Below are 6185 nucleotides of genomic sequence, written 5' to 3'. Positions count from 1 at the left end.
CTTCCAACTGGCCAGCCATTCGGTGATGCCTTTGCGAACATACTCGCTGTCGAGGTAGAGGTGCACCTGACAGGGATGCTTCAAGGCTTGCAGGGCTTGAATCACCGCCATCAATTCCATGCGGTTGTTGGTGGTGTGCAATTCACCACCAAACAAATCACGTTCGGTTTCGCCATAACGCAAAAAAGCACCCCACCCACCAGGACCGGGGTTGCCTTTGCAAGCACCATCGGTGTAAATGGTGACCAACTTCATCGTCTGTGCTCGCTTGAATTCACCGTGGGAACTGTGCTGACAGCGGTCTTGCGAACCACCTTTTTCCAGCGCGGGCTGATGAGGTGCATACCGCGAACGCGTTTAATAGCGACCAAAAAATACACCGAACCCAAGATGGGCCACCAACGGTCACCCGCTTTGTCCATCCAAGCAAAGCGCTGCAACCATTTGTCTGACTGAAAAGAGGGTCGATAAGCCCCAAAACACCCACCTTCAATATCAAAACTGAGCAAGCGCAACCAGTCGCGCAGACGCCAAGATGCAATAAAGTCGACTTGCGAAGGCAAAAATGGGGCTTGCCAACCCAAGCGGGCATAGGCCTTGGCACGTTGATGGCGAAGTCCCCAAAGGCTCAGCGGGTTAAAGCCGCAAATCACCACACGGCCATCGGGCACCAACACACGCTCGACTTCACGCAAACAACTGTGCGGATCACGGCTGAGCTCCAGTGTGTGTGGCATGACCACCAAATCGAGGCTTTGGTCTGGGTAAGGCAGTGCCACATCATCGGTCAGCAAACTGGGCAAAGAGCCGTTGATGGGCTGGTTTTCACTCACCCAACAATGCCGTATGCGACTGCTTTGCAATGCAGGAATAGCTGACAAACCCAGCTGTAAAGCGTGGTAGCCAAATATATCTGCGATGACCTTGTCAAACTGGCGGGACTCCCAATCGCGCAGGTAGGTGCCGGCAGGTGTTTGCAGCCAATCGTTCAAGTCCAAAGAGGTTTCTATAATTTGAGCATCCATGAAAAACCAATATCACCGACAGCGCTTGGGCGTTTTGTATTTGCTGCCCATTCTATTCAGCCTTCTTTCACTCTTATTTGTCTCGGCTCATGCCGAGTCCATCCAGCCAGATACAGCGTTAGAAACCACCGAACTGCAAGCCCTGCCGGACACGGCGCCAATCAGTCACAAAGTGACAGAGGTAGAAATTCCTGCGGACCTTTGGACGCGCATACGTCGTGGCTTTGCCATGCCAGACCTGCAAGTCGATTTGGTACAAGAGCGCGAGCAGTGGTATGCCAACCGTCCTGATTACATCGAGCGCATGACGGCTCGCTCAAGCAAATACCTCTACCACATCGTTGAAGAAATTGAACGCCGTGGCATGCCAACAGAATTGGCTTTGCTGCCTTTCATTGAAAGTGCATTCAATCCTCAGGCGGTGTCTTCTGCACGCGCCAGTGGCATGTGGCAGTTCATGCCGCGCACTGGCAAAGACTTTGATTTGAAACAAAACGCTTTTCGCGACGATCGCCGAGATGTACTGGCTTCGACCCGTGCAGCGCTGGACTATTTACAGCGCTTGCATGGCATGTTTGGGGACTGGCACCTTGCTTTGGCCGCCTACAACTGGGGTGAAGGCAATGTAGGCAAAGCCGTCAATCGCAACCAACGTGCGGGTCAATCCGTGGCTTACACCGATTTGCGTATGCCTGCGGAGACTCGCCTGTATGTGCCTAAGCTGCAAGCCATGAAAAACTTGGTGGCCAACCCAGAAGGCAAGGGCATTCAACTCCCCACCATCGCCAACCACCCCTACTTCCAAACCGTACCCTTGCCTCGGGACATGGATGTGGCTTTGGTTGCTCGCTTGGCTGAAGTGCCGATTGAAGATTTCAAAGCCCTCAACCCTTCAGCACACCGGCCAGTCTTGTTGGCCGGGGGAACATCACAAATTCTTTTGCCCTGGGACAATGCTGAAATTTTTGAGCGAAATATAGCTTCCTATGAAGGTCGCTTGGCAAGTTGGACTGTCTGGGTTGCCCCCAAAAACATGAAAGTTCCAGAGGCCGCCAAAAAAGTAGGCATGAGCGAAGAGGACATGCGCAGCGTCAACAAAATTCCTCCTCGCATGCTAATTAAAGCGGGTTCGGCCCTGTTGGTTCCGCGCCCTAACAAGCAAGAAAAAGACGTCACCTCCAAGGTGGCTGATAACGGCCAACTGAATCTGGCACCCGAAATGGTTTTGCGCAAGCAAGTCATCAAGGCTCGCAAAAAAGACACTTTGGCCAGCGTAGCCAAGCGCTACAAAATTGTATTGGCCGATGTTGCCAAATGGAACAATTTATCGCTTGACAGCACTATCAAGCCAGGTCAAAAACTGGTACTCATGCTGCCTGGAAAAGCGGGTGGCAAAAGTAAAAAAGTCATCCAACGCAACAAAGGTTAGGGCTACATTCGAAAGCGTTGTTTGGCCGTTCGAACAAAGTCATTGCGAACCGTACCCTGCCAAGCAAGCGTAGTAGATAGAAAACTGGGGTCTAGCATTCTGAGCATGCGTAGACTCACCTGCTGAGCCTCGGGTGTCAATAAGCCGTCCAAGGAAAAGCTCTCTCGCAGGTTATCGATGGCATTCAAATACACCAAACGGTCTGGCACCACAGGGTTGTCCAACATGTAGCGCAACAAGTCAGAGGGGCCCGCAGTTCTCAACCATTTAAGACAGCGCACTACGGCCGATACAAGGGCTTGACACACCTCAGGATTTTCTTGCACCAAAGTTTGGGAAACAATTAAACAGTTACCGGGCAAAAGCCCACCAAACACCTGCTGGGTTTGCTTGAGGGTTCGAAAATTTCTGACCACGGTTAAATCGTCCTTTTTCTCAAGCGCTGTCATCACGGGGTCTGAAGCAAACAAAGCATCCAAAGAGCCAGTGCGTACTGCCACCATGGCATGCAACGATGAATTGAGATAAACCCATTGAATGTCGTTGGTTTTGAGTCCTGAGCGCAGCACACTGAACGACAGGCATCGCTGGGCAAAGCCTTCAGCATCCGTCAAACCTATGCGTTTACCGCGAAGATCGGCCATGGTTTTGAAGTTGGGTAGATTTTTATTTGAGACGCCCAAGGCCCATTGGGGCGTACGAGCAATTTGCCCGATGCTTACGGCATCAAACCCTTTTTGTTTAAGTAGCAAGGCGTTATCGTAGGAGGCGCAAAGCACTTCTGCCATGCCTTGCGTCAAAGCAGACAAGGCTGCGGCTTGGCTGGCTTGCTCCACAAATTCAACCGTCAAACCTTCGGCTTTGAAAAAACCCAACTGCTCTGCCAGTAACAAGGGCAAATGGGGCAAGGAGGCGCGGTCGTCTAAGAGCAAGCTCAAGCGAGTTTTTTCAGGACTGGCTTTGGCTGATAAAGGCGATAGTGTTAGGCAAGCAGCCAATGCCGAGCAACCCATCAGCCATTGGCGCCGGTGAATAGAAGAAAGATCGGTCATTCGCGAATCTGACATGCTTATAAGAATAAGCATTCACGTCGTTTTGCGCATCAGGTACACCCCTGTTGGTAAAAACCTTAGGTGCTTCGCCTGTCCATCAACGCATGGGCGATAGTGCCTAAATCCACATATTCCAATTCGCTGCCAACCGGTACCCCACGCGCCAAGCGAGTGACCACTAAGCCTTTGCGTCTAAAGACCTCACTCAAAACGTGGGCTGTGGCTTCCCCCTCGGCGGTGAAATTGGTCGCCAAGATCACCTCTTGAACCAAGCCATCTTCCACCCTTTCAATTAGCTTGTGCATGCCGATGTCGTGTGGCCCAACACCTTCAATCGGGCTGAGTTTGCCCATCAAGACAAAGTAAAGCCCCTGATAGGCCAAGGTTCTCTCTAAAGCGGATTGATCCGCGGGCGTCTCCACCACACACAAGCGAGTGGCGTCACGCTGAGAGTCTTGGCAGGTGGCGCAAATCTCAAACTCGGTGAGGGTATGGCATCGCTGGCAATGCTTGACGGCCTCCACGGCATTGACCAAGCTTCGCGCTAGCAACTGGGCACCCTCAGGATCGTGTTGCAACAAGTGGTAAGCCATGCGTGAGGCTGAGCGCTGCCCCACGCCAGGCAAACGCCTAAGTGCTTGGACCAAGGCCTCTAGAGCGCTGTTATCGCGCATTAAAAGGGCAGCTTCATACCGCCGGGCAAACCGGGCATGCCGCCGGTGAGTTTGCCCATCTTGGCCTCAGTGGTTTCCTCTACTTTGCGAGCGCCATCGTTGAATGCGGCCGCGATCAGGTCTTCCAGCATGTCTTTATCGTCGCCCATGAGGCTGGGGTCGATGGTGACGCGTTTGACTTGGTGCTTGCAGGTCATGAGAATTTTCACCATGCCAGAACCGGCTTCGCCAGTCACTTCGATGAAGGCCAATTCCTCTTGGGCTTTCTTCAAGTTTTCTTGCATGGCTTGGGCTTGTTTCATTAGGCCCGCGAGTTGTCCCTTGTTAAACATGGTGGTCTTTCAGTGGTCGATAAGTCGCAAAGTGCCAGGAATGATCTTGGCGTCGTATTCTTGAATGAGGCGTTGCACGCTGGGGTGGTTAAGAATATCGGCTTGGGCTTGTGCCATGCGTTGCTGTTGTAGCGCGGTGATACGCCGAGCTGGTGAGTCTTGCACAGGGCCTTGCATGACTTGAAGATTCACCGCATACCCCAAAGATTGGAGCGCCAGTTGCAGTCGTTCGCGGTTGCTGGCGCTGTTGAGAGACTCGCTTTCAATTTGCAGTTGCCATACGTCATCGGCTTGCGCCATCAGCTGTGACTGCATGGCCAACTCTCGTGTCATGGCTTGAATCAATTGGGCTTTGACCATCTCTTGCACCACCGACAGCCATTGCTCACCCAAAGGGGAGCCACTGGGTGACAAAGCGGCGGCTTGAAAAGTAGCAGCCGATGACGCAACGGTTGCTGGCGCAGGCACGGTGGGTGCTGGTGCGGGAGGTACTGGCTGTTTTGGTGCGAGAGTGACGGGCTCAAGAGCTGTTTTCAGTGTTTTTTTTTCAGCCTCGGCCTTGGTCGGTTTGAAGGCCAGCAAGCGCAAGAGCACCATGGTCAATGCAGCGTATTCATCAGGGGCCAAACCTAAATCAGCACGTCCATGCAAGCAAATGCTGTAGAGCAACTGGGTTTCGTCAGCAGGCATCAAGTGGGATAAATTGGCGATGCGCTGCACATCGGGGTCGGGGTCGTCGCTGGCAGCAGTTTGCGCCGAAGCTTGGTGAACCGCCATGCGCTGCAACACCATACTCATCTCTTCAAGCAAGGAACTTGCAGACAGCCCCAAGTGACGCAGCGCCTCACAGGTGTTGACCACCACAGCACCATCGCCCTGCGCCAAGGCCTCGATCAAGGTAAACACATGGCTGCGGTCCACGCTGCCCAACATATCGCGCACCACCGCTTCAGCCAAAGTGCCGTTGCCAAAGGCGATGGCTTGGTCGGTCAAGGACAAAGCGTCGCGCATAGAGCCGCGAGCGGCACGGGCCAACAAGCGCAAAGATTGCACATCGGCTTGCACCTGTTCGTCGGCTAACACCTGCGTCAGGTGCTCGACGATGGTCTCAGGCGCCATGGGACGTAAATTGAATTGCAAACAGCGCGACAGCACGGTGACAGGCACTTTGTGGGGGTCGGTGGTGGCCAATACAAATTTCAAATATTCGGGCGGTTCTTCCAAGGTTTTGAGCATGGCATTGAACGCGGTGTTGCTGAGCATATGCACCTCGTCAATCATGAACACTTTAAAGCGCCCTTGAACAGGTTTGTAGGCGGCTTGCTCAAGCAACTGTTGCACCTCTTCCACACCTCGGTTCGATGCAGCATCTAACTCGGTGTAATCAACAAACCTTCCTGAATCAATGTCTGTACATGCTGAGCAAACACCGCAGGGTTCGGCCGTGATACCGGTCTCGCAGTTCAAGGACTTGGCCAAAATCCGCGACACCGTGGTTTTGCCCACGCCACGGGTACCTGTGAACAAATAAGCATGGTGCAGGCGTTGTGAGCGCAAAGCATTGGTGAGCGCTTGCACCACATGCGACTGACCCACCAACTGGGTAAAGGTCTTGGGACGGTATTTGCGAGCGAGCACCAGATAGGACATGGCTTGATTCTACGGGGCGTACA

At 53.2% G+C, this 6185-nt stretch carries 7 protein-coding genes; 1 reads left to right on the top strand and 6 read right to left on the bottom strand.

Annotation, left to right across the window (positions count from 1 at the left end):
• Together AC9UEO_RS11700 and AC9UEO_RS11695 are read right to left on the bottom strand one after the other, a co-directional pair.
• Positions 1–255 (bottom strand): RNase H family protein (locus tag AC9UEO_RS11700; protein ID WP_509533590.1); only part of this gene is annotated, 255 nt, incomplete at its 3' end.
• On the bottom strand, positions 252–1025 hold the full coding sequence (locus AC9UEO_RS11695; protein WP_509533588.1) for a class I SAM-dependent methyltransferase: 774 nt from the start codon (positions 1023–1025) through the stop codon (positions 252–254). The genes AC9UEO_RS11695 and AC9UEO_RS11700, both read right to left, overlap by 4 nt.
• Here AC9UEO_RS11695 and AC9UEO_RS11690 point away from each other — a divergent pair.
• Complete coding sequence (locus tag AC9UEO_RS11690; protein ID WP_509533585.1) at positions 1024–2454, top strand: transglycosylase SLT domain-containing protein; 1431 nt, start codon at positions 1024–1026, stop codon at positions 2452–2454. The two genes, AC9UEO_RS11695 and AC9UEO_RS11690, sit on opposite strands and share 2 nt — an antisense overlap.
• A 2-nt stretch (positions 2455–2456) precedes the next feature.
• Here the strand turns inward: AC9UEO_RS11690 and AC9UEO_RS11685 are convergent, their stop codons facing one another.
• The 4 genes from AC9UEO_RS11685 to dnaX all read right to left on the bottom strand — a co-directional run bounded on the left by AC9UEO_RS11685 (position 2457) and on the right by dnaX (position 6162).
• Positions 2457–3506: an ABC transporter substrate-binding protein gene (locus AC9UEO_RS11685; protein WP_509533583.1), complete on the bottom strand. Its 1050-nt coding sequence runs from the start codon at positions 3504–3506 to the stop codon at positions 2457–2459.
• Positions 3507–3583: 77 nt separating this feature from the next.
• Positions 3584–4180, bottom strand: coding sequence for a recombination mediator RecR (gene recR / locus AC9UEO_RS11680; protein WP_509533580.1), 597 nt, complete (start codon positions 4178–4180; stop codon positions 3584–3586).
• The gene (locus AC9UEO_RS11675; RefSeq protein WP_509533577.1) at positions 4180–4512 is read right to left on the bottom strand and encodes a YbaB/EbfC family nucleoid-associated protein; all 333 of its coding nucleotides are present in this window, start codon (positions 4510–4512) and stop codon (positions 4180–4182) included. The genes recR and AC9UEO_RS11675 overlap by 1 nt, the downstream gene beginning before the upstream one ends.
• A gap of 9 nt (positions 4513–4521) precedes the next feature.
• The gene (gene dnaX / locus AC9UEO_RS11670) at positions 4522–6162 is read right to left on the bottom strand and encodes a DNA polymerase III subunit gamma/tau (protein WP_509533574.1); all 1641 of its coding nucleotides are present in this window, start codon (positions 6160–6162) and stop codon (positions 4522–4524) included.
• Positions 6163–6185 lie beyond the last annotated feature (23 nt).

Source organism: Limnohabitans sp., from assembly GCF_040401495.1.
Taxonomy (GTDB): domain Bacteria; phylum Pseudomonadota; class Gammaproteobacteria; order Burkholderiales; family Burkholderiaceae_C; genus Limnohabitans.
This window is presented reverse-complemented; position numbering and strand designations above follow the sequence as displayed.